Source organism: Streptomyces sp. NRRL S-495, from assembly GCF_000966955.1.
GTDB classification, from domain to species: Bacteria; Actinomycetota; Actinomycetes; order Streptomycetales; family Streptomycetaceae; genus Kitasatospora; species Kitasatospora purpeofusca.
Window position 1 is genome coordinate 1 of record NZ_JZWY01000144.1, and the last position, 25,856, is coordinate 25,856.

Sequence of the window (25,856 nt, forward strand, 5' to 3'; positions counted from 1 at the left end):
GGCGGCGGGTGCCCCAGAGGGCGAAGGCGCCGCCGGCCACCAGGGCCGCGGCGCCGGCGGCGAGCGGGGCGGTGGCGTCGTTGCCGCCGGTGGACGCCAGGTGGTCGGGCGCGGCGGAGGACGTGCCGGTGCCGGTCCGGCGGGCGGAGGGGGTCGCGGTGGCCGCCTGCGGGGCGGCGGCGCGGGCGGTGCCGGGGGCGGCGGAGGGGGCGCCGGACGGGGTGGCGTCCACGACGGGCTGGGCGGCCGGGGTCACGACCGGCGCGGCCTCCGACGGCGTCGGCGCCGGGGTGGGCGTGGTGGTGGGCGTGGCCGGGACGGGCTTCTCGCAGCTCACCGAGGCGATCCTGATGGTGCCGGTCACCTTGGCGACATTGAGGTTGAGCGGGTCCACCGCCACCTGGACCTCCAGTGCCGAGGCGGCGGCGGTGGTCGAGGTGGTGGTCTTCTTGGAGAACTCCACCGACACACTGCCGACCAGCGGCACGTCCACCTTGGTCGGCCCGTAGAGGCTGACGGTGACGGACTTGCCGAGCACGGTGAGCTTGGCGGGGGCCACCACGTCGGCGGTCGGCTGCCCGTCGACCGGACAGGTGGCGGTGGCGGTGAGCGCCTCCAGGCCCAGCAGGGTGGTCCCGGGCAGGCCGGGGGCGTGCACATCGGCGTCGGCCAGGGTGACGGAGGCGGTGGCGCCCTTGGCGTCCGTCCTGGTCACCGACTTGCCGACGTCGGCCTTGACCAGGGTGACCGGTCCCGCCTGGTCGACGCCGTCGACCTTGGCGGTGAGGACGGTGCCGTCGCGCTGCGCCGGGGACTCCACCTTGTTGAGCGAGACGTTCACCGGGACGTCCACGGCCTTGTTCAACAGGCTGACGTCCAGGTCGAGCTCGGCGGTGACGGCGCGCGCCTTGCCGGGCGATCCGGGGGCGGCGGTCCCGGCGCCGGGCGCGGCCGGGGCCGCCGTGGCGGTCGGAACGGTGAGCAGTGTGCAGACCGCGACGGCGGCGCTTGCGGAAACGATTCGGCGCGACGAGCGGGAGAAACGGGAGGAACGGGAAGAGCGAGAAGACATGGCGGTACCCCACGACCAACGGCAGGAATTGGATGAGCCGCCAGTCTTCTCAAACGATCCGTCATATGAGTAATACAGAGAGTCATTTCACCCGTTGGGGTGATGTTGACGCTCGGGGATGACGCGGGTCTGCTAGAGGGACGCCCGGGACTACGGCAGCCGCCAGTCGACGGGCTGGGCGCCCTGCTGGACCAGCAGCTCGTTGACCCGGCTGAACGGGCGGGAGCCGAAGAAGCCGCCGCTCGCCGAGTACGGGCTCGGGTGCGCGGACTCGATCGCCGGGATCTCGCCCAGCAGCGGCCGCAGATTGCGCGCGTCCCGGCCCCAGAGGATCGCCACCAGCGGGCCGCCGCGCGCCGTCAGGGCGCGGATCGCCTGCTCGGTGACCTCCTCCCAGCCCTTGCCCCGGTGTGCGGCGGGCTTGCGCGGGGCGGTGGTCAGGGCGCGGTTCAGCAGCAGCACGCCCTGCCGCGTCCACGGGGTGAGGTCACCGTTGGACGGCTGCGGCAGGCCGAGGTCGCTGCCGTACTCCTGGAAGATGTTGATCAGACTGGCCGGGATCGGACGGACGTCCTCCCCCACCGAGAAGCTGAGGCCGACGGCGTGACCGGGCGTCGGGTAGGGGTCCTGGCCGACGATCAGCACCCGGACGTCGGCGAAGGGCTGCTGGAAGGCGCGCAGCACATTCGGTCCGGAGGGCAGATAGGTGCGGCCTGCGGCCAGCTCGGCGCGGAGGAAGTCGCCCATCGCGGCGACCCGCCCGGCCACCGGCTCCAGCGCGGTGGCCCACCCGGGCTCGACGATCTCATTCAGTGGACGCGGTGCCATGGGCGTAACCCTATCGGCCTACTCGGACAGCCCTGGCACCACGACCGCCGCCCCGGGCGCCGGCGTCAGAGGCAGCACCCCCGCTCAGGCCACCGGGCGGCCGCGCAGCACCACCAGCCGCGGATCGGCCAGCACCCGGACATCGGCGCGCGGGTCCTCCCCGTACACCACGAAGTCCGCCGGGGCGCCCTCCTCCAGACCGGGCCGCCCCAGCCAGGCCCGCGCGCCCCAGCTCGCCGCCGAGAGCGCCTCGGCCGGGTCGAGCCCGGCCTTCACCAGCTCGGCGACCTCCGCCGCGACCAGGCCGTGGGCCAGCGAGCCGCCCGCGTCCGTGCCCACGTAGATCGGAATGCCCGCGTCGTGCGCGGCGCCCACCGTGTCGTAGCGGCGCTCGTGCAGCCGGCGCATATGGGCCGCCCAGGCCGGGAACTTGGCCTCCCCGCCGGCCGCCAGCTGCGGGAAGGTGGCGATGTTGACGAGCGTCGGGACGATCGCGACCCCGCGCTCGGCGAACACCGGGATCAGCTCCTCGGTCAGCCCGGTGGCGTGCTCGACGCAGTCGATCCCGGCCGCCAGCAGGTCCGGCAGCGACTCGGCGGCGAAGCAGTGCGCGGTGACCCGCGCGCCCTCCTCGTGCGCCGCCGCGATCGCCTCGGCGAGCGCGTCGCCGGGCCAGCAGGCGGTGAGGTCGCCGTGCTCCCGGTCGATCCAGTCGCCGACCAGCTTGACCCAGCCGTCGCCGCGCCGGGCCTCCGCCCGGACGTAGGCGGCGAGGTCGCCGGGCTCGATCTCGTGCGCGTAGTTGCGGATGTAGCGGCGGGTGCGGGCGATGTGCCGGCCGGCCCGGATGATCCGCGGCAGGTCCTCCCGCTCGTCGATCCAGCGGGTGTCCGCGGCCGAGCCGGCGTCGCGGATCAGCAGGGTCCCGGTGTCGCGGTCGGTGATCGCCTGCTTCTCGCTGGTGGCGGCGTCGACCGCGCCGTGCGCGTCCAGGCCGACGTGGCAGTGCGCGTCCACCAGGCCCGGCAGCACCCAGCCCTCGACCGTCCGGACGTCCCCGGACCCGGACCCGAACCCGGACTCGGACCCGCCCCCGGACCCGGCGCCGAGCCCGACGGCGGTCGGCCGGGAGAAGGTCACCCGGCCGTCGACCACCCAGAGTTCGTCCCGGACGTCCTCCGGCCCCACCAGCACCCGACCACGGACGTGCAGCACCGCGCCATCGCTCATGGCGGCACTCTACCGACGGCGCCGTTCCCGGTGAGCGGCGAATGTGAGGCAGACTCGTTCGGACCGGCACCGCCCCTCCCCGCGAAAGGCCCCGAGACCGTGAGCCCCTTCCTCGACCTGCCCCCGCTCACCGCCGCCGAGTTCGCGGCGATCGAGGACAAGGTCGCCGCGCTGCTGCACACCACCGCCGACGTCGTCGTCACCCAGGGCGAGGCGCTGCTGCCGCTGGAGGCCGCGATCCGCGGCGCCGCGCACCCGGGCTCGACCGCGCTCAACATCGTCACCGGCCCCTACGGCCAGACCTTCGGCAACTGGCTGCGCGACTGCGGCGCCAAGGTGGTCGACCTGGCCGTGCCGTTCGAGACCGCGGTGAGCGCCGAACAGGTCGCCGAGGCCCTGGCGGCCGAGCCGGCCGTCGACTTCGTCTCACTGGTGCACGCCGAGGCCGCCACCGGCAACACCAACCCGGTCGCGGAGATCGCCGCCGTGGTGCGCGAGCACGGCGCGCTGCTGATGGTGGACGCGGTCGCCTCGGTGGCCGCCGAGCCGCTGCTGACCGACGCCTGGGGCGTGGACCTGTGCGTGATCGGCGGGCAGAAGGCCATGGGCGGCCCGGCCGGCGTCTCGGCGGTCTCGGTCTCCGCGCGGGCCTGGGAGCGGATCGCCGCCAACCCGGCCGCCCCGCGCCGCTCCTACCTCTCGCTGCTGGACTGGAAGGAGCGCTGGACGGACGCCGGGCGCACCGCCCTGCCGCACGCGCCCGCGCAGTTGGAGATGCTGGCGCTCGGCGCCTGCCTGGACCGGATCGCGGCGGACGGCCTGGACACCGTGATCGCCCGCCACCGCGCGGCCGCCGCCGCCGTCCGCGCGGGCGTCCGGGCGCTCGGCACGCTCGCCCCCTTCGTCCCGGCCGACGCGCACGCCGCGCCGGTCGCCACCACCCTGCGCACCCCCGACGGCCTGGACGCCACCGGCCTCGCCCGCGAACTGCTGCGGCTGGACCCGTCGCTCCCGGTCCAGGCCGGCGGCGGGGCGCTGGCCGCCACGATGCTGCGGGTGAACCACTACGGCACCGCCGCCGACCTCGGCACCGTCCGCGCCACCCTCACCGCTCTCGCCACCGCGACCGGCGCGGACGCCGCCCCCGCCCTCACCGCGGCGGACGCCGCCTGGGGCGAGGCGCTCACCGCGGCGCCCTGACCCGCAAAGCCACCCGGCCGCCGTCCCGGCCCACCTCGGCCCGCTACGCTCGCGCTCCGATCTTGATCACAGGGGGAGCGCGAATGTCGACGGTATGGACCAGAACGACCGGGTGGCTGACGCTGATCGGCGCCGTCGTCACCGAAGTGTGGGCGCTGCTGCCCGCGTTGAGCCCGGAAGCGGTGGCGCTGTCGACCCCGGCCCGGCTGCTTCCGCTGCTGGTGACCACGGTCTGCGCCCTCGGCTGGCTGGCCGCCGCGGCGGCGGCGCGCCGACGGGAGCGGGCCCGACGCTCGGAGTTCCGACCCGGCCTCGACAAGCGCCCACCGCGCACGCCCGGCCGGCCTGTCACGGTCCTGCTGGGCGTCGCGCTGGCCCTCGGGTCGACCGCCGCCCTGGCCCAGGCGGTCGGCCCGGACGGCGCCGAGGGCCGCTGGACCCAGCGGGTCCTGCGCGCGGGCGGCGGCACGTACACGGTGGAGATCGCCGAGGTGCTCGGCACGCCCCGGCGCACCGGCGTCAGCGTCAACGACCACCAGGTCTGGAGCGCGCCGATGGTGCTGACCGTGCCGTGGTCCGACGGCGAGCCCCGGCGGCTGACCCTGGACCGGGTGGAGACGCTCGACGAGCCGGAGCCGGGGGACTCGGTCTCGCTGATGTTCGCCGCGAACGACCTCGAACTCGGTGCCCGGGCCCACCAGTACGGCGCGATGAGCGGGATCGCCGGGCTCTGGATCCTGATCCTCGGCCTGCTCGGCTCGATCCTCACCGCCGGCATGCTGACCTCCGCGTACGAGACGGTCGGCCGGCTGCGCGCGTTCGCCCCCGGCACACACCTGCCGGCCGCGGCGCTGCTGGCCCTGGGTGCCGGCCTCGACCTGCTGGTGGTGTTCGCCTGGCCGCCGACCGGCGTGGGCTGGCTGCTGGCCCTCGCGGCGGCCACCACCCCGCCGCTCGCCGCCTGGTGGGCGCTCCGCCGACTCCCGTACGGCCGCTGACGGCGGGCCGTCGGCCGGGGGCGTACGCGCTCCCGGCCGGGCAGTGTTCCCGAGCCGTTCACTCCCCCGGCACCGGGACCTCACCGACCCCGGGCAGGCTCCAGCGCGACGGAGAAGTTGTCTGTACAACTTCGACCCCCCACCTCCGGGCCGCCGAGGAGAAGACCATGACCACCACCGAGCTGTCGCCGTACTGGCTGCGCGACAACTGCCCCTGCACCGAGTGCCGCGACCCGCGCAACGGGCAGAAGCTGTTCCAGATCACCGACCTGCCGGACGATCTGGCGATCGCCGCGCAGGCCGAGCTGGACGGCCACCTGGAGGTGCTCTGGTCGGACGGGCACCGCTCGCGCTACCCGTCCGCGTGGCTGACCGGGAGCGAGGACGGCGACGGGCGGACGGAGGCCGACAAGCGGCTCTGGGCAGCTTCGGACTTCGCACGCGGCCTCCCTGAGGCGCACTGGGACACCTACCTGGCCGACCCGGCCGAACGGGCCGCCGTCCTGGCCGCCGTCCGCCGCTCCGGCTTCGCGGTGCTGCGCGGCGTCCCGGTGGTGGAGCGGCAGGTGCTGGCGGTCGCGGAGACCTTCGGCTACGTGCGGGTCACCAACTACGGCGAGCTGTTCGACGTCCGGGTCGAGCCGGACCCCAACAACCTCGCCTTCACCAGCGCCGCGATCGCCCCGCACTCCGACAACCCGTACCGGGACCCGGTGCCCACCCTCCAGCTGCTGCACTGCCTGGAGAACTCGGCCACCGGCGGCGACTCCGGCCTGGTGGACGGCTTCCACGCGGCGGCGCTGCTGCGCGCGGAGGCGCCGGAGCACTTCGCGGTGCTGACCCGCACCCCGGTGCCGTTCGTGTTCCGCGACCGGGGCACCGAGCTGCGCGCCGACCGGCCGCTGATCGAGGTGGACCCGCTGGGCCGGATCCGCGAGGTGCGGTTCAACAACCGCTCGATCGCGACCCTGCGCGGTCCGGCGGCGGAGCTGGACGCCTTCTACGCCGCCTACCGGGCGTTCGCCGCGATCACCCTGCGCCCGGCGCTGCAGCTGGAGTTCCGGCTCGACCCCGGGGACTGCCTGATCTTCGACAACGTCCGGCTGCTGCACGCCCGGACGGCCTTCGCCCAGGACGGCCGCCGCCACCTCCAGGGCTGCTACGCCGATCTGGACTCGCTGTCCTCCACCCTGACCGTGCTGGAGCGCCGTTCGGCCGCGCTGGACGAGCTGGCCGCGCTGTTCGAGGGCGAGGGCGCCGGGGAGTACCTGGGCGAGGCGGTCACCATGGCCGGGCACATGCTGCAGGCCGGCGCGCTGGCCGAGGCGACGGGCGCGGGCCCGCACCTGATCGCGGCGGCACTGCTGCACGACGTCGGACATCTCTCCCTCGACAAGCACAGCCGGGGCGCCCTGCACGGGCGGGACCTGATGGCGGGCCGGGACAACCGGCACAGCCACACCGGCGCGGACTGGCTGGCCCGCTGGTTCGGCCCGGAGGTCACCGAGCCGGTCCGGCTGCACGTGGCCGCCAAGCGCTACCTGTGCGCGGTCGAGCCGGACTACCGGGCCCGGCTGTCCGAGGCCTCGGAGTACACCCTCCAGGTGCAGGGCGGGCCGATGTCCGAGGAGGAGGCCGCCGCCTTCGCCGCCCACCCGGGCGCCGAGGACGCGGTGGCGGTCCGCCGCTGGGACGACGAGGCCAAGGAGGCGGACGCGGTGACGCCGGACTTCACGCACTTCCGGCCGCTGCTGGCCGCGCTGATGCGCTGACCCGCGCCGTCAACCGCACACCGCCGCACCGCCGTTGAAGCGGTGCGGCGGTGCGGCGGTGAAGCGGTGCGGCGGACGGGGCGACGGCCCCGAGTCAGTCGCTCTCCCGCGCGTGCCGCGAAAGCGCCGACGTGGCCAGCGAGTTGTGGATGCTGAAGGCCACCGTGCCGGGCAGGTAACGGTCCTGGGACCACTCCACCGGAGTGCCGGTCGGGTCCGTGGTCCGGCGCCGCTCGCGCAGCAGCGGACCGCCGCGCCGGCAGCCCAGCAGCCGGGCGTCGTCCGCGTTGGCGGCGACTATGTCGATCGTGTGATCGGCGTCGGTGAACAGGATGCCGTGCTCGCGCAGCACCTCGGTGTGCGAGACGACGTCCGGCGGCAGTTCGGCGACGATCTCGCCGACCCGGGGCGGGTAGATGGTCCGCTCGACCATCACCGGCTTGCCGGAGAGGGTGCGCAGCCGGACCGTCACATAGACCTCGTCCCCCGGTTCGAGGCGCAGTTGGTCGCGCTCGGCGGCGTCGGCCGGGCGGCGGACCAGCGAGTCCAGGATGCCGCCGGGCTCCTCGCCCATCGAGTAGGCCCAGTGCGTGAAGCTGAGCAGTTCGGAGAAGCTCTGCACCCGGGCCGTGCCGAGCACGACGCGGCGGGTGCCCCGGCGCGAGGTGACCAGTCCGTCCGAGCGCAGCACGGCGAGGGCCTGCCGGACGGTGCCGCGCGAGACGCCGTACTGCTCGGCGAGCGCACCCTCCGCGGGCAGTCGGCCGGCCTCGCCGAACGCGCCGGTGGTGATCGCCTCGCGCAGGTCGGCGGCGACCTTGCGGTAGAGCGAACCGGACGCGCGCTCGGCCCCGGCGACGCCGGTCGGGCGGCTCTCGGGGCGCCCCGGCTCCAGTGCCACGTCAGTCAATGTCCCTCCTGGGCGGTGTCCTGCGCAGCCCGTACCGGCGCGGACAGCCCGACCATATCCCGCTGCGCCACCGAAGCATCGCACTCCGGCGATCATCCGCCGGCGATCTGATTCGACCGTTCCCGCAGCCGACCCCGGTTCTGGGCCATCCGTTCACCTTCCCGTCATCGGGCTCCGGCGTACTTACCCCCGTCAGCGAAGTTGGCTAGTCAACTCGGACGACGCGATCGGTCTCTCACCCGGCCGGCCCGCCGCCCTTCGCGAGACGCAGGCCCGCGGACCCCCCGCGAACGCCCCCTCGCAGTACGCCCCCTTTACAGGAGACTTCCCCGTGACCGTGCACCGCGCCCGCGCCGCCGCCTTCGCGGCCGTACTGACCGCCGCCGCGCTCTCCCTCACCGCCTGCGGCTCCGCCGGTTCGACCGCCAAGGCCGGCGACGCCGCCAAGGCCGGTACCAAGGACGCCAAGGACGCCACCTCCGCCGCCGACTTCGGCGGCCTGGACGGCCTGGTCGCCGCCGCCAAGAAGGAGGGCAAGCTGCACGTCATCACGCTGCCCCGGGACTGGGCGAACTACGGCAAGATCATCGACGGCTTCAAGGCCAAGTACGGCCTGGAGGTCGAGGAGGAGAACCCGGACGGCTCCAGCCAGGACGAGATCAACGCGATCAACTCCCGCAAGGGCCAGGACCGCGCCCCCGACGTGGTCGACCTGGGCAGCGCCTTCGCCCTGCAGGCGGTCAAGGACGGCATCCTCGCCCCCTACAAGGTGGCCACCTTCGACAAGGTGCCGGACAGCATGAAGGACGCGGCCGGCGCCCGCGTCAACGACTACGGCGGCTACATCTCCATCGGCTGCGACGCCAAGAAGATCGCCAACTGCCCGAAGACCTTCGCCGACCTGCTCAAGCCGGAGTACAAGGGCCAGGTCGCCCTCAACGGCAACCCGACCAAGTCCGGCTCGGCCTTCGGCGGCGTCTACGCGGCCGCGCTCGCCAACGGCGGTTCGCTGGACAACATCCAGCCCGGCATCGACTACTTCGGCAAGCTGAAGCAGTCCGGCAACTTCAACCCGGTCGAGTCGACCCCGGCGACCATCGAGAAGGGCGAGACCCCGATCTCGATCGACTGGTCCTACCTGAACGCCGGTTACAGCGACCAGTTCAAGGACAAGGGTGTCGACTGGAAGGTCTCCATCCCGGTCGACGGCTCCTACGCCCAGTTCTACAACCAGGCCATCAACAAGTGGGCCCCGCACCCGGCCGCCGCGCGGCTGTGGCAGGAGTACCTCTTCAGCGCCGAGGGCCAGAACCTCTTCCTCGGCGGCTACGCCACCCCGTCCACCTTCGAGGCGCTGAAGAAGGACGGCACCCTGGACGCCGCCGCGGCCGCCAAGCTGCCGGCCGTCGAGAAGCCGTTCACCAACTTCCCGACCGTGGACCAGATCAACGCGGCCAAGAAGGTCGTCACCGAGAACTGGACCAAGGCCATCGCGGGCTGACCCACCCCGGCCACGCACCACCCATCGGGCTGAGACACCACTCATCCGGCTGAGACAAGGCACTCATGACCACGGCTCCCACCCCGGTGCCGACCACCCCCGCCGCCACCGACTTCGGTGGCGGCGCGGGGGCGTCGACCACCGCCGCACGCACCACCCCCACCCCCACCCGGCGGCGCGGACCGTTCGCCCGCCTCGGCGGCGCGTGGCTCGCCACCCTGCCGCTGCTGCTGTTCTTCGTGATCGGCTTCGGGCTTCCCACCGTCGCCATCGTGATCGGCGCGTTCACCACCTCCAGCGACGCGGAGGCCGGTGCCGGGCAGTTCACCTTCGACAACCTGACGGCCTCCGTCCAGGGCGCCTACCTCACCGCGATGCTGAGCAGCCTCAAGCTCTCCGCGCTGACCGCCCTGCTCGCCACCGTGATCGGCCTGCCGCTCGCCCAGGCGGTCGTCACCTCCCGGCGCGGCTGGCTGCGCCAGGCGGTGCTCACCGCCTCCGGCGTGCTCGCCAACTTCGGCGGCCTGCCGCTCGCCTTCGCGTTCGTCGCCACCCTCGGCAACGCCGGCGAGATCACCAGGCTGCTGCACCTGACCGACCACGGCTGGTCGCTGTACACCTTCACCGGCCTGACGATCGTCTACCTGTACTTCCTGATCCCGCTGATGGTGCTCACCATCACCCCGGCGCTGGACGGCCTGCGCACCCAGTGGCGCGAGGCGGCGCAGAACAACCGCGCCACCACCTACCAGTACTGGCGCCACGTCGCACTGCCGATTCTGCTGCCCTCGCTGCTCGGCGGCTTCGTCCTGCTCTTCGGCAGCGCCTTCGCCGCCTACGCCACGGCCGCCGCCATGGTCGGCGCGACCGTCCCGCTGGTCAGCCGCTCGATCGCGGACGCGCTCTCCGGCAACGTGCTGGTCGGCCAGGGCAACCTCGCCCTCGCCCTCAGCCTCAACATGATCGTGGTGGCCGTCCTGGTGATGGCCGTGTACCTCCCCCTCCAGCGCCGGAGCGCCCGATGGCTCAGCTGACCTCCCCCGCCCGCACCCACCGCCAGGCCACCCGCCGGCCCAAGGTGCGCTGGTGGCGCGGCGCCGTGCTGCTGCTCGCCGGCGTGTACTTCGTGGTCCCGCTCGCGGCCTCCGCCTGGTTCTCGATCGACGAGCCCAAGGGCATCTCCTTCGAGGCCTACACCGGACTGCTCTCCGCGCCCGGCTTCCTGGACAGCCTCTGGCTGACCCTCGGCCTCGCCCTCGTCACCGTGCTGGTGCTGCTGCTCCTGCTGGTCCCGGCGCTGATCGCGGTCCGGCTCGGCGCGCCCCGGCTGCGCCCGGTGATCGACGTGCTCTGCACCCTGCCGCTGGTCGTCCCGCCGGTCGCCCTGACCGCCGGCATGATCGGTGTGCTCCGCTGGGGCCCGGACTACCTGATGGACACCCCGTTCTTCCAGACCTTCGTGTTCGTCCAGGACCCGGACTTCCCGCTGGTGCTGGTCATCGCCTACGTGCTGATGGCCCTGCCGCTCGCCTACCGCTCGCTGGACGCCGGACTGCGCGCGGTGGACGTCCGCACCCTGGTCGAGGCCGCCCGCAACTGCGGCGCGAGCTGGCCGCGCGCGGTGTTCACCGTGGTCCTGCCGAACCTGCGCGGCGCGCTGCTCAACGCCTCCTTCCTGACCCTGGCCCTCGTGCTCGGCGAGTTCACCGCCGCCTCGATCCTCGGGTACCAGCCCTTCCCGGTCTGGATCTACTCGGTCGGAAACAGCCAGGCCCACATGTCGGTCGCGGTCTCCATCCTCAGCCTGCTGCTCACCTGGCTGCTGCTGCTCCTGCTGGCCACCGTCGGCCGTCAGCGCGGCTCCAAGACCGCCACCTCCTGAAACCCCCGCGGAGTCACCCATCATGACCACGGCCATCTCCCCCGTCACCGGCGCCCCCGTCGCCTCCGGCAGCGCGACCGTCGAGTTCCGCTCGCTGCGCCGCACCTTCGGCGCCACCACCGCCCTGGACGGCCTCGACCTGACCGTCCACCCCGGCGAGCTGCTCGCCCTGCTCGGCCCGTCCGGCTGCGGCAAGACCACCGCGCTGCGCATCCTGGCCGGCTTCGAGCAGCACGACTCGGGCCAGGTCCTGGTCGACGGCAAGGACATCACCGCGATCCCCGCGCACAAGCGCGACGCCGGCATGGTGTTCCAGTCCTACAGCCTGTTCCCGCACCTGACCGCCGCCGACAACGTCGCCTTCGGCCTGCGGATGCGCGGCGCCGGCAAGGCCGAGCGGCTCAAGCGCGCCAAGGAGCTGCTGGAGCTGGTCGGCCTGCCGCAGCACGCCGGCCGCTACCCGCACCAGATGTCCGGCGGCCAGCAGCAGCGCATCGCGCTCGCCCGCGCGCTCGCCCTCCAGCCGCGCGTCCTGCTGCTGGACGAGCCGCTGTCCGCGCTGGACGCCAAGGTGCGGCTGTCGCTGCGCGAGGAGATCCGCCGCCTCCAGCAGGAGCTGGGGATCACCACCCTGTTCGTCACCCACGACCAGGAGGAGGCGCTGTCGATGGCCGACCGGGTCGCCGTCCTGCGCTCCGGCCGGCTGGAGCAGTGCGCCGCCCCCGCCGAGCTGTACGCCCGCCCGGCCACCGCCTTCGTCGCCGAGTTCGTCGGCACCATGAGCCGCATCCCCTGCGAGCGCTCCGGCGAGGGCGTCGAGGTCCTCGGCCGCCGCCACGCCGTGGACGGCGCGCTGCCCGCCGACGGCTCGCTCCAGGTGCTGGTCCGCCCGGAGAACGTCCGGCTGACCCCGGACGCGCACGGGGTGGCCCTGGTCGTCTCGGCGTCCTTCCTGGGCGCGGTCACCCGCCTCACCGTCCGCCTGAACGACGGCACCGAGGTCAAGGCCGACCTGCCCACCGAGGCCGCCGCCGCCCTGCCGGTCGGCTCGCGCGCCGCGCTGACCCTGCCGGAGCGCCCGGTCCTGGTCGACCGGCGTACCGTCTGACCTGCACCTGACCCGACCCGTCCACCCTCCGCGTGCACCACCGAAGGTACCGCCATGCCTGAAACTCCCCCACCCGCCGCCGTCCTCTTCGACATGGACGGCACCCTCGTCGACACCGAGCACCTCTGGTGGGAGGCCGCCGCCGAGCTGGCCGACGAACTGCGCCACCCGCTCACCGAGGCCGACGCGCCCGAGGTGCTCGGCCGGGCGATCGAGCACACCGCCGCCCACCTCCACCGGGTCAGCGGCACCACCCTGAGCGAGGCCGAGCTGGCCGACCGGCTCGGCGACTCCTTCGCCGACAAGGTCGCCGCCGAGACCGTCCCCCGCCCCGGCGCGCTCGCCCTGCTGGCCGAGCTGCGCGACGCCCGGGTGCCCACCGCCCTGGTCTCGGCCTCCCCCCGCCGGGTGGTCGACATGGTGCTGGGCACCATCGGCCGGGACTGGTTCGCGGTCACCCTGGCCGCCGAGGACACCCCGCGCACCAAGCCCGCCCCGGACCCGTACCTCGCGGCCGCGGCCCGGCTCGGCCTGGACCCGGCGACCTGCGTCGCCGTCGAGGACACCCCGACCGGGGTCGCCTCCGCCTCCGCCGCCGGCTGCGCCGTGCTCGCCGTCCCGTCCACCGGCACCGCGATCCCGAACGGCTCCCGGATCACCCTGCTGGACAGCCTGGAGCACGCGGACCTGGACCTCCTCGGACGGCTCACCGCCGCGCCCGGGGTTTAATGCTCCGTGCCTTACGTACTCCTCGCCCTGGCGATCATCAGTGAAGTCTGTGCCACCAGCTGCCTCAAGCTGACCGAGGGCTTCAGTCGGCTCTGGCCGAGCGTGGGCGTGGCGATCGGCTACGTCCTGTCCTTCGCCCTGCTCGGCCGCGCCCTCAAGCACATACCCGTCTCGGTCGCCTACGCCGTCTGGTCGGGCGCCGGCACCGCCGCCGTGGCCGGGATCGGCGTCGTCGCCTTCGGCGAGTCGCTGGGGCGGATGCAGTGGATCGGCCTCGCCCTGGTCATCGTCGGCGTGGTCGTGCTCAACCTGCGCGGCAGCCACTGAACCACCCCACCCGCTGCCGAAACCTGCACGCATCGCATGCAGGTTCCGGCAGCGTCTTCCACCTTGTGCCGTCAGGTCTGCTCGGCCGGGGTCCGTCGACAGCCAAGCCGCCACGTTGCGCCGGAGGCGCAGGGGGAATCGAACCTCACAGCTGCTTTGCGTCCGTTGCCGTCGATCGAGGCGCGGGAACCACATCTCCGCCCAGAGACTTCGACTTGCTGAGCCCCAGAGACTGCTTGATGTTCTCGTAATCCACCTCCGGAGTTCCGATCCTCGCCACGGTGTGGCCGTGCGAGGTCAACCACGCCTCGGCGAACGGGCTGTCCAGGGTCGCGATCCGCTTCCACCCACGGACCTCTGCAAGCGGAATCGATTGAACGTTCTCGAAGTCGACCAGCAAATCCGGGATGTCGAGGAACTTGGGGAGGATCCGGTAACGAGCATTGTCCCTGCGGAAGAGGTTGAGCGCAGCGTTTCGTTCCTTGCCATCGGCAGGCGAGGAGGCCGCCCTCCAGCGCGTGATCTCCAGCGCGTCCTCCAGCGGGCCGGCCTGGGCCAGCCGCACAAACTCGGCCTTGGCCGTGCGCCTCTTACCACCGTTGGATGTGGGCGGATCTTCATAGAGGTCACAGGCGGGAGTGAGAACGACCCACCAGTTGTCCTCCTGGTCCCGCAGGACGTCAGCAGCGGTCACATGTTTCGTGACTGGGGGCATCAGGTACATCCGGGCCGTCGTGGCGTCGCCCGCGATGTCCCCCATCGTCATCCCGAGTGCAGCGTCCAGAGCATGAACCGCGTTCTCCTTCAGCCAGGCTGCAAGGCGATGCACCAGAACCGCAGCAATCTGGTTCTTGTCCGCGTCGGCCAGGCGCTCCCAGTTCGGCGAGATCTCGTCACGGAGAAACTCCCGGATCTGAACGTCGACCAGCTTCGTGATGCCGCGAGAGAGAGCAGGAACGCCGGATTCAAGTCCCTTCCTGACAGCGGTGACCGCGTCATCCAGCCGATTCTTCCGCACCACCTGGATCAGCGGCGGCTGCTCGAGGTCCCTGACGTGCTCCGCAAGACCAGTACAGAAAACGACGGGCACCCAACGGGTCTTCCTGATCCGGTCGAAAAGCTCGCGGCCGCGAACGTTTGCCTGGGAAGATCCGCCATCCCCAGTCGCATCCCGGACGTCCAGGAGAACCAAGTCGAACGCTTCCCTCCCCAACAGTTCCTCGGCCGACTCGAAGTCGGTCTCTACGTGCGTCTCGAGCGCCCCCAGATCCGCGAGCTCGTCCACGAGCATCCCGGCCAGCTCCTCCGCGATGTCCTCCTCGTCATCGACGATCAGCACCCTGAACATCCTGCCCCCTCCGTCACCCGATCCTCCTTCGCAGTTTCACCCTGAAGGTGGCACCGGCGAGTGGTCCGGGAGCCACCAGGGAAAGGTCACCGTCGTAAAAGTCCTTGACAACGCTGCCAGCGATACTGAGCCCCAGCCCGATCCCGTCCGGCTTGTCACTGAAGTACGTGTCGAAGATCAGGTCCCTGATCTCCTTTCGCACACCAGGGCCGCTGTCACTCACATCGATGTCGACCTCCCCCTCAGGCGTCCGCCGCGTCTCAATAAGGATGGCGCGTGCGGCGCCCTCGGGAAGTGTGGAGAGCCAGTAGATTGAGTTCCCGACGAGATTGAGCACGACTTGGGCGATATCCCCAGGGTCAGCGGTGACGGTGATGTCCTCACCTGCGACCGTGACGTCGATGCCGTGACGCTTGAGCTCCCCCTCGTGAACAGAGACCGCCTCATCGATGACCGCGTGCAGGGCGAGTGCCCGCGGGCGGCCTCGCCGACGACCGCTGAGCGGCTCGACCCGAGTGAAGAGCCTGTCCAAAGCCCCCTCTTGGGCCGAGAGGCCGACATGCATCTTTGCAAGGACGGACGCGAGCTGCTCGTCCTCCTCCGCCTTCGACTCCGCCAGTTTGTTCAACCGCCGAAGAACGTAGGCAATCCGGGTCAGCGCTGCGCGGCCGTCGTGCAGGACGACGTCCACCAGAGCTCCCAGCGTAGCCAGACGGGAGAACTGGGACAGCACGTCTTGGACCTTCTCAACGCTCTCGTCGAGAGTCTCCTGGGCCTCATCAAGCGCACGCCCCAGCTCGATGTCGTCCGGGTACCGCTCATTCACCACATCTCTCAGTTGCCTGAGGCTGAAGTTCTGGAAGACGCCATGCCGGTCGCTTTCGCCGGCTGCGGAGGTCCCGAACGTCGAACCGGCCGTGGCATCGGTCTCGGGAGGCTTCGGGCGCCGAAGTCTGTAGCGCCAGGCTTCCAAACGGCCCACCGCTTGAAGCAGCACCCCTTTGAGGTCGTCGTACTCTGGAGAGTCGATCAGCCCCTCGCGGTGAGACCGATCCCGAAGGCCGGGATTGCCATCGGCAGAGATGTAGACGAACCCCGCCACCTGGTTGTTCGAGAACCGCATCGTGGGATTGTTCACACGGCGAAGGTCGAACCCCAGCCAGTCGAAGTCCGACTCGCCGAAGGGCTGCACGCGGAAGCCGTCGCGATAGAGGGTGACGCCGCTGTTCACCTTGATCAACCTGCGTACTTCGGTGATGTTCCGTGCACCCAGATCGATGTTCAGCATCTCCTTGAGGGATGCCGACTCGAGGTCCCACGTGCGGATGTCAAGCTTTATCGGACCGCACTTCGGCGCCTTCCCGTGTGCGGGGAAGAGGAAGGCCTCCACAGCCTCCGTCTTGCCCGAGGGCTGGGCGGTCATCATCAAGTCGGCGCGACCGTTCTCATCGATAGTCCCGATCAGCCGATAGTGCGGGTGCGCCAAAGCCTCGCTTGCACTCACGAATCCCGTGAAGCGCTCCAACGGCCCCGGCGGCATGGAGATGTAGATAGCGAACTCAGGCTGGTCCGGGACGTCCAGCTCGGCCGGCGGGGTGGGCGGGAGGAGACGGGACAGGGAACGCTTGAGGATCTCCACGGACTCAGCCTCCCAATCCTGCCGGAGGCCCTCGAGACGAACAACAGTCCCATGGGAACCCTTCCAGGCAGTGTTGTCCTGAGGGGAGCGAAAGGACGAGAGCACCTCTTCGAAAAGAGTCCGCGCAGGCCCGTGATCCGCGAAGGTCTCCGGCGCCCCCATGCTCCATTGAATGGGGATCTGGTCCAAGTAAGCGTTCTCGGCAGCGAAGTCACTCCAGTCGATCCTGATGTTGACTTCCGGCCCGCCGGCCCTTCGAGTGCTGATCGCCGTTACCGCGCCCAGGCGGGCCGCGGAGAACCGGCCGATCCCCTTGGCTCCGAGCACACGGCGACCGAACCGCTCGCTCTTCGGAGACCTGTGCCGAAAGGGAGTGGCGATCTCCATCCAGGTGCCGCGCACCGTCTCCGGCGCCATGCCGTGGCCGTCGTCCCACACCTCGATCGAGCCGAACCCCTCCTCCAGCGGGCCATTGAACTTGATCACGACCAGACTGGCGTCAGCGTCGTAGGCGTTCTTGACCAGCTCAGTGAGCGCCACCCGCTCGTTACTGATCAGTTCCTCGCCAAGTGTGCTCATGAGACGTGCACGGGGGCGAAGGTACGCCGGCTCGGTCACCTCAGAGCTCACCACGTCATTCCCCCTGCTCGCATACCTCGCCACACGGTCCCTCCCGCGGCGCACCAACTGTGATCGTGCCGGCACATGGCGCGGAGCCTGTCATCCGACGAACGGTGAACCTGCGAACCGCCGGACACACCATATCCGGACGAGCCGTTCACCGGAGGAGCATCACCCAGACGCCGAAGGTGCCGTCTCGTGTGGGCGCTCGTTGGGCAGAACGGCACCAACGGGGTGAGGCAGCACGAACAACGGCAGTGACGGGAGAGTTGTTCGTGCCGTCCTCTAGCATGGATACCTCCAGAGGAGAACACGGCTTCGAGTCACCTCGCGATCACATTGAGTGATGGATGGTGGCTGTTGGAGTCCCTCACCTGTGCCCCTTCGCCTCAGATGGCGACCGAGGCCGGCTTGGATGCCTTGCTTCTGCAAGGTCCAGCGTGATCTCCTGGTGCTCGTTGATGTCGGCAGCTTCGGAGGGTTCGGTCGTGGTGGAGCAGGAGGGTGCGAAGAAGACGTACGGCGTACCCCTGGAGCGGAGCGACTGCCTCAAGTTGGAGAAGAACGAGCACCACTGCGAACCCGAGGCGTTCAACGATTGGGTGCAGAAGGGGTACGGACGCGGCAAGCGACTTGCCGTCGACCTCTTCTCCGGAGCAGGCGGCCTCAGTCTCGGTCTCGAGCTCGCCGGCTGGACCACCGCCGCCGCCGTGGACTTCGACAAGCGCGCTCGCGAGACGCACGCCGCGAACTTCCCCGGCATGAGTCTCGAAGTGGATCTCGGAGACGAGGAGAAGCGCAACGAATTTGTCCAGCGGATCAAGGACTCCGGCGCCAAGATCGACATCGTCGCAGGCGGACCCCCCTGCCAGCCGTTCAGCCGTGCTGGGCGCAGCAAGATCCGTCACCTCGTCGAGAACCACCAGCGCAACCCGCATGACCACCGCAAGGAGCTGTGGCGGGCCTACATCGACGTGGTGGAACAACTCCAGCCTCGCGCCGTCCTCATGGAGAACGTCCCCGACATGGGCCTCGGCGACGACTTCCGCGTGATCCGGATCATCACTGAGAAGCTCAGGAATCTCGGATACGCGACCGAGGTTCGCCTGGTGGATGCCTGGAACTACCGGGTCCCGCAACACCGGAAGCGACTCATCCTTCTCGCCCGCAACGATGGTGGAGCATTCGAGTGGGCGCAGCCCGAAAAGCTGACCACGTTGCAGGACGCCATCGGAGACCTTCCTGCGCTCCACCCCGAAGCCCTGAAGCCCGTCGGTGACCGGAATTTGACATACGGAGAGCATCTCGTTGGCGCACCCTCGCGTTTCGCCAGGGAGATGCGCAAGGGAGTCAAGAAGCCGACCCTCATTTACGACCACATGACACGCCGGGTCAGGGAAGATGACTTCAAGATCTTCACGATCATGGACTCCAAGACGCTCTACTCCGACCTCGGCGACAAGCTAGGGGAAGACGAAAAGGGCTTCCAAAGGTACGACGCAGAGCAGTTCACCGATAAATACAAGAAGCTCGATTGGAAAGAGCTGAGCCGCACCATCACTGCGCACATCGCCAAGGACGGCTACTGGTACATCCACCCCTCGGAGCCGCGGACGCTGACCGTGCGCGAGTCTGCCCGGATCCAGACCTTCCCCGACGAGTTCCGGTTCGCGGGCACCCGCAGTGACGCCTTCAAGCAGATCGGCAATGCAGTCCCCCCCCTGCTCGGCAAGGCCGCGGCGCTCGTACTCGTGCCGCTGAAGGTGCCGGCCCAGCGCCAGCCGGCGAAGGACGACAAGTGGCAGCAGGCTCGTACAGAGCTGACGCAGTGGGCGAAGAACCAGCGTGCCAGGGGCGAGTGGTACCAGTTTCCCCCCGGCCGCAGTAGCCGGAAGATGGGACCGCTCAGCGCCCTGGTGATGGCAGTCCTGTCATCTGGCAAGCTGAGCCGGACTCAATTGGGGAAGCTCATGAGCTGCGTCTCAGGCCAGGAGACACTCACCACCGAGGTCTACCTCCGGCTCCTCAACAGTGCGACGACAGCGGCGATCCGGGCCCGCCTTGAGAGCCGGCTGAAATCGGTCGTCGACAAGCCCGAGGTCTGGGCGGGCTGGGATTCGGTGCTCGCCAATCACAAGGAAATGGGTCTCAAGCCTGCCGAAACCTCGCTGTTCAGGTTGCTGGCCGGAGATGACATCTTCCACATCGGGCAGAGCTCCCTACGGGTCGCCGCACGGGTCCAGCAGAACGAGTCGCACCTCACCAACAAGCTGACCGACGGGCGTCTCAATCTCATCGAACTGGTCGGTTCCGGTGTGGACGCTCCCCTCCGGATGGCCGCAGTCCGATACATCGGAGAACGGCTGTGCCGCGACAAGCAGCCTGATTGCGGAAGCTGTCCACTCCGCAGTTTCTGCCCGAGCCGCCCGGAGATCCGCGAAGTGGCCCCGGCCACCCTGTTCGAGGATGTCCCTGCCGATTGATCAGTGAGCACCTCGCCCGGGAGTCGTTCTCCCTCACGGGTTGGGTGCTTCGGGCTGAGAAAAAGGCCGACGGCGACGTCTGGCGGGTCTCTGACCTGCCCGCCAAGTGCGCTGGCATCACCGTTGCTGGAACCTACATCAAAACCCGTCCGGTCGGCCCCCCACGGACGAGCTGGCCGCCTGCTCCTGCGGGCCCAGGAGGAGCACAACGCCGAACACCGATGCGCACGCGCCCGTGTTCACCAGGCCTTCGCCTGCATGAAGGGCTCCGAGCTCCTCCACGACCGCCGACAGAATGGCGGCGGTCTGCACCACTTGGTGCAGACCGCCGCCTACCTGCGGGGACGACCTGCTCGCACGTCAGGACGCTACGTCCCCGGAACGACTGTCACAGCTGCTGGTCGTCACGAAGCTCGCCATCGACGTGAAACCCCAGCTTGATTGCCGCTTCGTAGACCTCATAGGCCCGTCTGGCCTGCGCCCCAGTGACTCCCTGCCCCTGCTCCAGGCGCCGAGCAACCCGATCGGCAAGCTGCCGCTCAGCCGGGCGCAGCCCCCCTCCTTCGTGAGCCCAGTCGCCGATGGCTTTCCACGTCTCGCTAGCGATCCCCGTTACGAGCACCTCTGCTTCGTCGGAGCCTTCTTCCTCTGGTGAAGCCAGCACGATGGGGGCGTCCAGGAGCTCGGCCTTCAGTGAGTCGGGAACCTCCCAATGCGTCCGAGACACCACGTCCCAACTGTCGGGCTTCTTTGCCCACTCCGATACATGCCGACCGCTGACGATCACGGCCTTCATCACGTGCGGACAAAGGTCATCAAGGGCTTCCTCGAGTGCCTCGGTCGTCGATTGCATATTCCAGATCCGGTCGAGGTCGATCCGCCTCTCCGTCGCGAGAGCGAGGCGAGCCACCATGTACGTCGTGATCAGCCTCTTGTGGCTGCCTGCGGCGTGCATCCGGGCCACCTTGTCGGCGGTTTGGAACAGTAGGGCCGTGGCAATGACCCGCTTGCAATAGCGCGCGTCGACAATCGGACCGGACCTGTCTATCCGCTCCATGAAGTGGGCGAAGTTCTTCTGGGCACCGCGGCTCACCCAATGCGGAAGCTGCTCCCAGGAATGCACATAGGTAGCGAGGTCGGACTTACTGAACCGCTGCCGCGTCGGCATGACCAACTTGAACTTGCGCTGACTCGCAGGAGTGTGATGCTTTGCCGACTCGTCGGCGTACTGGCCCCGGGCTCGCTCGTAGAACCAGCGGGTCTCCTGGCTGCTTCCGTCAGGCGCAGGCGCCCACAGGGTCCGGGAGACCCGCTCGAAGTCGATATGGAAGTCGTGGTTCGAACTGAAGTCGACCAGCGTCACCTTGTTCTGGGTGTTGGAATACTGGGAAATCTTCGGCACGATCTCCGACAGGTGCGCCGGCTCCACGATCGTGAGCTTCATCTGTACGTGAACGCCGTCGAGGTCCCGCTTGTCCCGGCTCAGCACATGGTGCAGCGAGGCGGTGGTCTGGCCGCCATTGACTATCTGAAGGCCAGTCATGCTCTTGATGGCGATCGGGTTGCCTTCGCCGTCCACGATGAAGTCCACATCCGATGCGGTCGCGGTCACACCGTTGTTGTAGGCGAGGAATCGACCCGGCGCGTGCAGGAGGGTGTCCCGGATGCCCTTGTTGACCGCACCGCGGGTCTGAAGGAACGATCGCACGTTGAGCTCGAGCAGGCGGGTGCGGTGTTCCTCGTACAGCTCGGCGAGCTTCCTGCCCGAGATCACCGCCAGGACAACGGAGTAGTTCGGCTCGTCGCTGTGCGCCGCAAGGCAGGGCAGGGGCTGGTCGAACGTGACCTTGATCGGTTCGGCAACAGTCCCGGAGGTCTCGTGTCGATGAAGTCGAGCGAGGTCCCAGAGCTCGTGGGTTACCGGGATGCCCTCAAATTCCGTCGATTCAGGGGCATCCGCCGTACTAACCCGGTTGCAAAGGACGAATAGGCGGATCCTCGAAACTTCCTGCATCGCCTTCTCGACCCCGACGCACATGTCGTGAACGTCGGTATTGTCCTCCTGGCTCTGACGCACAGTCTCATGCTTCCGAAGGAAGGCTGCCAGTCTCCGGAAGAGCTTCTCAGACTCCGCCTTGATCATTTTAGACTCGCCCTGGGCCAGGTGAAAGTCCGTGGTGAACAGGTCGAGGTGGGACCCGTCTTCGGAAACACCATAGCCGTAGATCTCCAGCCCTCGGGCGGAGTAGTACGCGAGCGTTGTGTCGGAGGCAACACCCGCCTCTTCGAGGATGTCGAGCACATGGCGGGTGAACGTATTCGGGATCGAGCCGTCCTCCGCTTCAGCCTTCGCCTGTATGTCGGCAACCAGTGCGCGAGCGTACTCGTTGAGGTCGTGATCAGCCATGGGTTCCTCGGATAAAGGCGATGAGCGCATCGGCGGAGACACTATGGTTGTCGAGAGCGGATACGTCGATGGTATAGGTACAGTTCCCGACGCCGGCGGGCAGATCGGATTCGATTATGCGGGGGAATCCGGTGCCAACCTGCCAGAATTCGGTGCGGCGAATGGTGTAGCGATCATCGTCGTACAGATCACGCTGACTCGGAAGGTACCCGGCCTGGACGAGCGTCCCCTCGAACCGGAGGGACGTCGACGGGGAGGTCAACACAGCCCGTATCTCGTCGACCAAGGCGTTCAAGGTCATGCCCAGCCCCCGCCTGCGGTCATCGAGCACGAAATGTGCCAAGACAAGGGGTGTCGCCCCGTTCACGTCCAATTGGCGTTCGCTGGCGATCTGAATCAGACTCGGCGCACGGGTGGCGCTGGTTTTCACCTCCACCGCAGCACCAGGCAGCTGGAAGTCCTGTTCAGTCTTCCGAGGACCAGTCCAGGACTCGACCGCGACATGCTGGCCGACAGCCGGAAGCCCATATGCAAGGAGAAAATGCAGTTCACCGAAGAGCCCATGCCGGGACTGCCGGGAGAGCCCTTCGCGTGTAACGGAACGGAGCAGCTGCTGCCAGCGTACGTAGCGGCGGACAGCCGCCTCCATTGCCGTCTCATTCGTAGGCGCTTCACGGACGACATCCGCGATATCCGCCACCAGAGGCGTGAACACCTCGCCCAACTCGTCGTCGGTGAGCATCACCTGGATCTCGTACTGCCAGCTGGAGACCGCAGACATGCTCAGATGAAGACCCCGAGTGGGCGGCAGGTCCCGGATCTCCTGCCGAACGATGTCAGCGGCTTTCGCATCGGCACCGAGCAGAAGCATCCGCCGGAGGCCCGGGTGCGTGACCGATACTCTGATGTCATGTGGGGAGTCCGGGTGAAGACGCCGAACCGACCTGCCCGGAACCTGTTGATGGACCTCCAGCTCCTGCCACAGGCTTTCGTCGATCACTCGTCGTCGTCCTCGTTGTCACGGTCCATGTCCTGCTTGAACCAGATCTCGTTGACCACGTACTCGGTCTTGTCCTGGTAATCGGAGAACGGGAAGCTGATGGCGAACCCCACCAGAGGGACAGCGGGTGCCGTGTTGACCGGGGACGCCACCTCGGAGGGAGCCAGCGGGTACAGGAGCAACAGCGGCTGGTCCGGACGGCGCTGGGCGCGCAGCGGACGACCGCGAGGCTTGTCCGGGTCGAGGTTCCCGCCCTTCGAGTTCAGACTGCCCTCTGCCGCCTTCTTCGTCGCCGCAAGAGCCCTACCGACCTGGTCCGGAGTGAAGTCGCAGTATTCGTCCGGCGGATTGAGAACACGTTTGATGGTGTAGCGGCCGGCCACAACGTCGGCCGTCTTCGAGTGACCGCGCCGGACGAGTCCGATGGCCCGGCCTGCGACCTCCTCCGAACCGTCACCGGGCGCCGTACTCACCAGCCGGACGGTCCAGTTGCCCAGCTCACCCTGCCTGGCACACTGACGTACGTACTCTGCAATGAAGGCAGGCCGAACGCGCTGAGCATGCCGATCGGTCTGGTAGGAATCCAGGAAACCCTCGTTTACGGCCTCATCCGGAATACCGTGCCACGTGACACTCCCACTCCGGTCGTCCACCTTGGCCCGGGAAAGCGAGTCGAGGTTCGAGACAAACTGGCTCAGCAATTCATAGTTACCCAGGACAGCCTTCTCTGAAAGATCGAAAATGGTCGTCTCGGGGAGTTCGCCCGAGTAGCTAAGTCGAACTCGCGTGCCCCTGCGCATCTTGTTGGCTGCCGTGATACCCAGGCCGAGTGATGACGTCCTTATCTTGAGGCCGAATTCGCGCGGAGTCAGACCCAGAGCGGCCATCTCTTCGACATCCCGGCGGAGTTCGTCGGCAGCGGCAGTGATCTCCGCATACTGACGCTGGAGTGTCTTTGTCGTGTAAAGCCGGCAGAGATCCTCGTAGCCGGGGCGATAGCCGAACCATCGCCCCATCTGCAGCAAAGTGTCGTACGTCTTGGAGGCGCGCAGGTAGTAGCTGACAGACAGGCCTTCCAGGGTCAGGCCACGGGAGAGCTTTTCACCGCCGACCGCGATCACCGAAAGCCCGGTGGTCCGCTGATCGTAGTAGTCCAGGACGTCTTTGGCCGTACCGTTGATCGCCTTGACTGAAATCTTCAGGAGGGCCGGGAGCAGATGCTCCTCGACCTCCTCCCATTCGGCATCTACTCCACCCATCCCCTCAGTGCAGGAGACGAAATCCTCTTCCCAAAGTTCCCGAAGCTCTTCCAGCAGATCCACGCGCCCGCTACTGAACCAGTCCCGGAGAGAGTCAGCGAGGAGCCGGACCTGGACGTCGATCTGGTCGCGGACCTGCTGCTGGACCGCGGTGTAGCGGGTCACGTGTACCAGCATTGAATTATGTTCGGTCTCCTGTCCCCGCAGGCGTCGTGCGGCACAGGTCAGAATGAAGGAACGAATCGCTCTCCGAAGCGACTCCGGCAAGAAGTCCGGCACTTGGAGGTGAGGCTTGTGCTTGTCCGGGATCCAGAGTTCCGCATCCTTCACAAGTCGGATCAGGGGAAGTGGTGCAATATCCTCCTCATCCCCATCGGTCTGAAGTCCGAAAAGCCGCTCCGGGCCAAGGTAGTTGGACGGTGCGCGCAATGTCCGGATGAAGCTCTCCGGAAAGAGATCCGGACCAAACTCGTCGTCGGCCGAGTCGGGGTCGATGTAGATGTTTGCGAACGGCGTGGCCGTATAGCCGACATAGGACGCCTTAGTGAAGCTGTTGACCAGCTGGCGAATCGCCTTGTTGATCGCCGAGGGCCTGGTGTCGGCATCCTTCGATGTGTTCACCCCAGCATTGTCGGCCTCGTCATCGATCACGAAGAGGGGGAGGTCGGCAACGACCTTCCTGCCCGTCTCCGGGTCCTCGACGCCATGGTTGTCGATCACCCAGTGCCGGAGATTGTCGATGATGCGGCGGTGCTTCTTGACTACGAGCACCACCGGAACGCTGCCCACAGGAACATTCGCGGAGGCCGCAGTCTTGCGATCGAAGTCACCCTGCTCGTGGCTCGTGGTGAGCGAAGCTGCAGCGAGCCTCTTCTCCAGCGGCATCGCCCCCACCCCGATATGACGGTGGGCTGCGTCGTCCGATCGGAACTGGTACTGCGTGTCGAATCCGAGGAGTCCTTCGTCAATTCGGAGTTGCGTCTGACTCCGCAGATCATTGTGAATACCAGCGAAGATCACGATGAGTCGGTATCCGGCATCGGCCGCCTTCGCAGCCAGTCCGATGAACTGCCCGGTCTTTCCCGACTGGACCTGCCCGATCACCAGTCCTGTGCGCCGCCAGGTTCCTTCCCGCTTCGGATCCTCCAGCTCTCCAAGGACCTCCTCCGTGCTCTGGTCCAGGCGGCGGACAACCTGTACCGGAAGCTTCCGAACCTTCTGGAGATACCGCTGGTACCGGTCCCAGAAGTCCCAACTTCGGTCGGCCTTGGCATCGGCGAGCCACGGTACGTGCCCCTTACCGTCGTGCAGCCCCGCGGAAGCAGCCTGAAACACGGAGGCCCGGCCTTCAAGAAGCTTGCGCAGTCGGTCACGATCCACCGAAATTCCTTGCGCTCCAAGAATCATCACCGCCGTCGTCGCGGCCGTGTCGATCTCCTCCGGAGTCGCATGGTGATCGTCGGGCAGCAGCATCAGTGCGGCCTTCTCGGCCTGTGCGAGGTTGGCGTCAAGGGCGGGACTCAAAACGACCTCCAGCGGCCG

The 25,856-nt window shown here is 68.7% G+C and carries 19 protein-coding genes; 10 read left to right on the forward strand and 9 right to left on the reverse strand.

The annotated features are described in order from the left end of the window. The 3 genes from VR45_RS50010 to VR45_RS10000 all read right to left on the reverse strand — a co-directional run. On the reverse strand, window positions 1–1,072 hold a 1,072-nt coding region (locus tag VR45_RS50010), incomplete at its 3' end, for an SCO1860 family LAETG-anchored protein (RefSeq protein ID WP_045939330.1). Window positions 1,073–1,222: 150 nt separating this feature from the next. Beyond that, window positions 1,223–1,900 carry a uracil-DNA glycosylase gene (locus VR45_RS09995; RefSeq protein ID WP_045939331.1) on the reverse strand — a complete coding sequence of 226 codons (678 nt, stop codon included), beginning with the start codon at window positions 1,898–1,900 and terminating at the stop codon, window positions 1,223–1,225. Window positions 1,901–1,984: 84 nt separating this feature from the next. Next, window positions 1,985–3,130 carry an amidohydrolase family protein gene (locus VR45_RS10000; RefSeq protein ID WP_045939332.1) on the reverse strand — a complete coding sequence of 382 codons (1,146 nt, stop codon included), beginning with the start codon at window positions 3,128–3,130 and terminating at the stop codon, window positions 1,985–1,987. Window positions 3,131–3,229: 99 nt separating this feature from the next. Between VR45_RS10000 and VR45_RS10005 the strand changes: the two genes are divergently transcribed. From VR45_RS10005 to VR45_RS10015, 3 genes are all read left to right on the forward strand, one after another. Beyond that, window positions 3,230–4,330 (forward strand): aminotransferase class V-fold PLP-dependent enzyme, encoded by a 1,101-nt coding sequence (locus VR45_RS10005; protein ID WP_045939333.1) that lies wholly within the window; start codon window positions 3,230–3,232, stop codon window positions 4,328–4,330. Between the two features lie 83 nt (window positions 4,331–4,413). Next, the gene (locus VR45_RS10010) at window positions 4,414–5,328 is read left to right on the forward strand and encodes a hypothetical protein (protein WP_045939334.1); all 915 of its coding nucleotides are present in this window, start codon (window positions 4,414–4,416) and stop codon (window positions 5,326–5,328) included. A 167-nt stretch (window positions 5,329–5,495) separates the two neighbouring features. Next, window positions 5,496–7,100: a phosphonate degradation HD-domain oxygenase gene (locus VR45_RS10015; protein WP_045939335.1), complete on the forward strand. Its 1,605-nt coding sequence runs from the start codon at window positions 5,496–5,498 to the stop codon at window positions 7,098–7,100. Window positions 7,101–7,194: 94 nt separating this feature from the next. Here the strand turns inward: VR45_RS10015 and VR45_RS10020 are convergent, their stop codons facing one another. Beyond that, a complete protein-coding gene (locus tag VR45_RS10020; RefSeq protein WP_234325914.1) occupies window positions 7,195–8,001 on the reverse strand; it encodes a GntR family transcriptional regulator in 807 nt (268 codons plus the stop codon). A gap of 340 nt (window positions 8,002–8,341) precedes the next feature. On the opposite strand from VR45_RS10020, the gene VR45_RS10025 reads away from it, so the two are divergent. The 6 genes from VR45_RS10025 to VR45_RS10050 all read left to right on the forward strand — a co-directional run bounded on the left by VR45_RS10025 (window position 8,342) and on the right by VR45_RS10050 (window position 13,557). After that, complete coding sequence (locus VR45_RS10025) at window positions 8,342–9,511, forward strand: ABC transporter substrate-binding protein (RefSeq protein WP_045939336.1); 1,170 nt, start codon at window positions 8,342–8,344, stop codon at window positions 9,509–9,511. A gap of 65 nt (window positions 9,512–9,576) precedes the next feature. After that, a complete protein-coding gene (locus tag VR45_RS10030) occupies window positions 9,577–10,545 on the forward strand; it encodes an ABC transporter permease subunit (protein ID WP_045939337.1) in 969 nt (322 codons plus the stop codon). After that, window positions 10,533–11,393 (forward strand): ABC transporter permease subunit, encoded by an 861-nt coding sequence (locus tag VR45_RS10035; protein WP_045939338.1) that lies wholly within the window; start codon window positions 10,533–10,535, stop codon window positions 11,391–11,393. Before VR45_RS10030 ends, VR45_RS10035 begins: the two co-directional genes overlap by 13 nt. A gap of 22 nt (window positions 11,394–11,415) precedes the next feature. Continuing rightward, entirely contained in the window at window positions 11,416–12,501 is a 1,086-nt protein-coding gene (locus VR45_RS10040; protein WP_045939339.1) for an ABC transporter ATP-binding protein, read from the forward strand. Window positions 12,502–12,555: 54 nt separating this feature from the next. Continuing rightward, window positions 12,556–13,230 (forward strand): HAD family phosphatase, encoded by a 675-nt coding sequence (locus VR45_RS10045; RefSeq protein ID WP_045939340.1) that lies wholly within the window; start codon window positions 12,556–12,558, stop codon window positions 13,228–13,230. A 6-nt stretch (window positions 13,231–13,236) separates the two neighbouring features. Next, on the forward strand, window positions 13,237–13,557 hold the full coding sequence (locus VR45_RS10050) for a multidrug efflux SMR transporter (RefSeq protein WP_045939341.1): 321 nt from the start codon (window positions 13,237–13,239) through the stop codon (window positions 13,555–13,557). 145 nt (window positions 13,558–13,702) lie between these two features. Here VR45_RS10050 and VR45_RS10055 read toward each other — a convergent pair whose 3' ends face one another. Both VR45_RS10055 and VR45_RS10060 read right to left on the reverse strand, forming a co-directional pair. Next, window positions 13,703–14,896, reverse strand: coding sequence for a hypothetical protein (locus VR45_RS10055; RefSeq protein ID WP_159394163.1), 1,194 nt, complete (start codon window positions 14,894–14,896; stop codon window positions 13,703–13,705). 22 nt (window positions 14,897–14,918) lie between these two features. Then, window positions 14,919–17,174, reverse strand: coding sequence for an ATP-binding protein (locus VR45_RS10060; RefSeq protein ID WP_234325909.1), 2,256 nt, complete (start codon window positions 17,172–17,174; stop codon window positions 14,919–14,921). A gap of 479 nt (window positions 17,175–17,653) precedes the next feature. Between VR45_RS10060 and dcm the strand changes: the two genes are divergently transcribed. Further along, window positions 17,654–19,648 carry a DNA (cytosine-5-)-methyltransferase gene (gene dcm / locus VR45_RS10065; protein ID WP_234325910.1) on the forward strand — a complete coding sequence of 665 codons (1,995 nt, stop codon included), beginning with the start codon at window positions 17,654–17,656 and terminating at the stop codon, window positions 19,646–19,648. Window positions 19,649–20,036: 388 nt separating this feature from the next. On the opposite strand, the gene VR45_RS10070 is transcribed toward dcm, so the two are convergent. Genes VR45_RS10070 through VR45_RS10080 form a run of 3 tightly spaced genes read right to left on the reverse strand, consistent with a single transcriptional unit; the run spans window position 20,037 to window position 25,838 of the window. After that, the gene (locus VR45_RS10070; RefSeq protein WP_045939343.1) at window positions 20,037–22,055 is read right to left on the reverse strand and encodes an AIPR family protein; all 2,019 of its coding nucleotides are present in this window, start codon (window positions 22,053–22,055) and stop codon (window positions 20,037–20,039) included. Continuing rightward, entirely contained in the window at window positions 22,048–23,055 is a 1,008-nt protein-coding gene (locus VR45_RS10075) for a PD-(D/E)XK motif protein (protein ID WP_045939344.1), read from the reverse strand. The genes VR45_RS10070 and VR45_RS10075 overlap by 8 nt, the downstream gene beginning before the upstream one ends. After that, the gene (locus VR45_RS10080) at window positions 23,052–25,838 is read right to left on the reverse strand and encodes a Z1 domain-containing protein (protein WP_234325911.1); all 2,787 of its coding nucleotides are present in this window, start codon (window positions 25,836–25,838) and stop codon (window positions 23,052–23,054) included. The genes VR45_RS10075 and VR45_RS10080 overlap by 4 nt, the downstream gene beginning before the upstream one ends. Window positions 25,839–25,856: the final 18 nt, after the last annotated feature.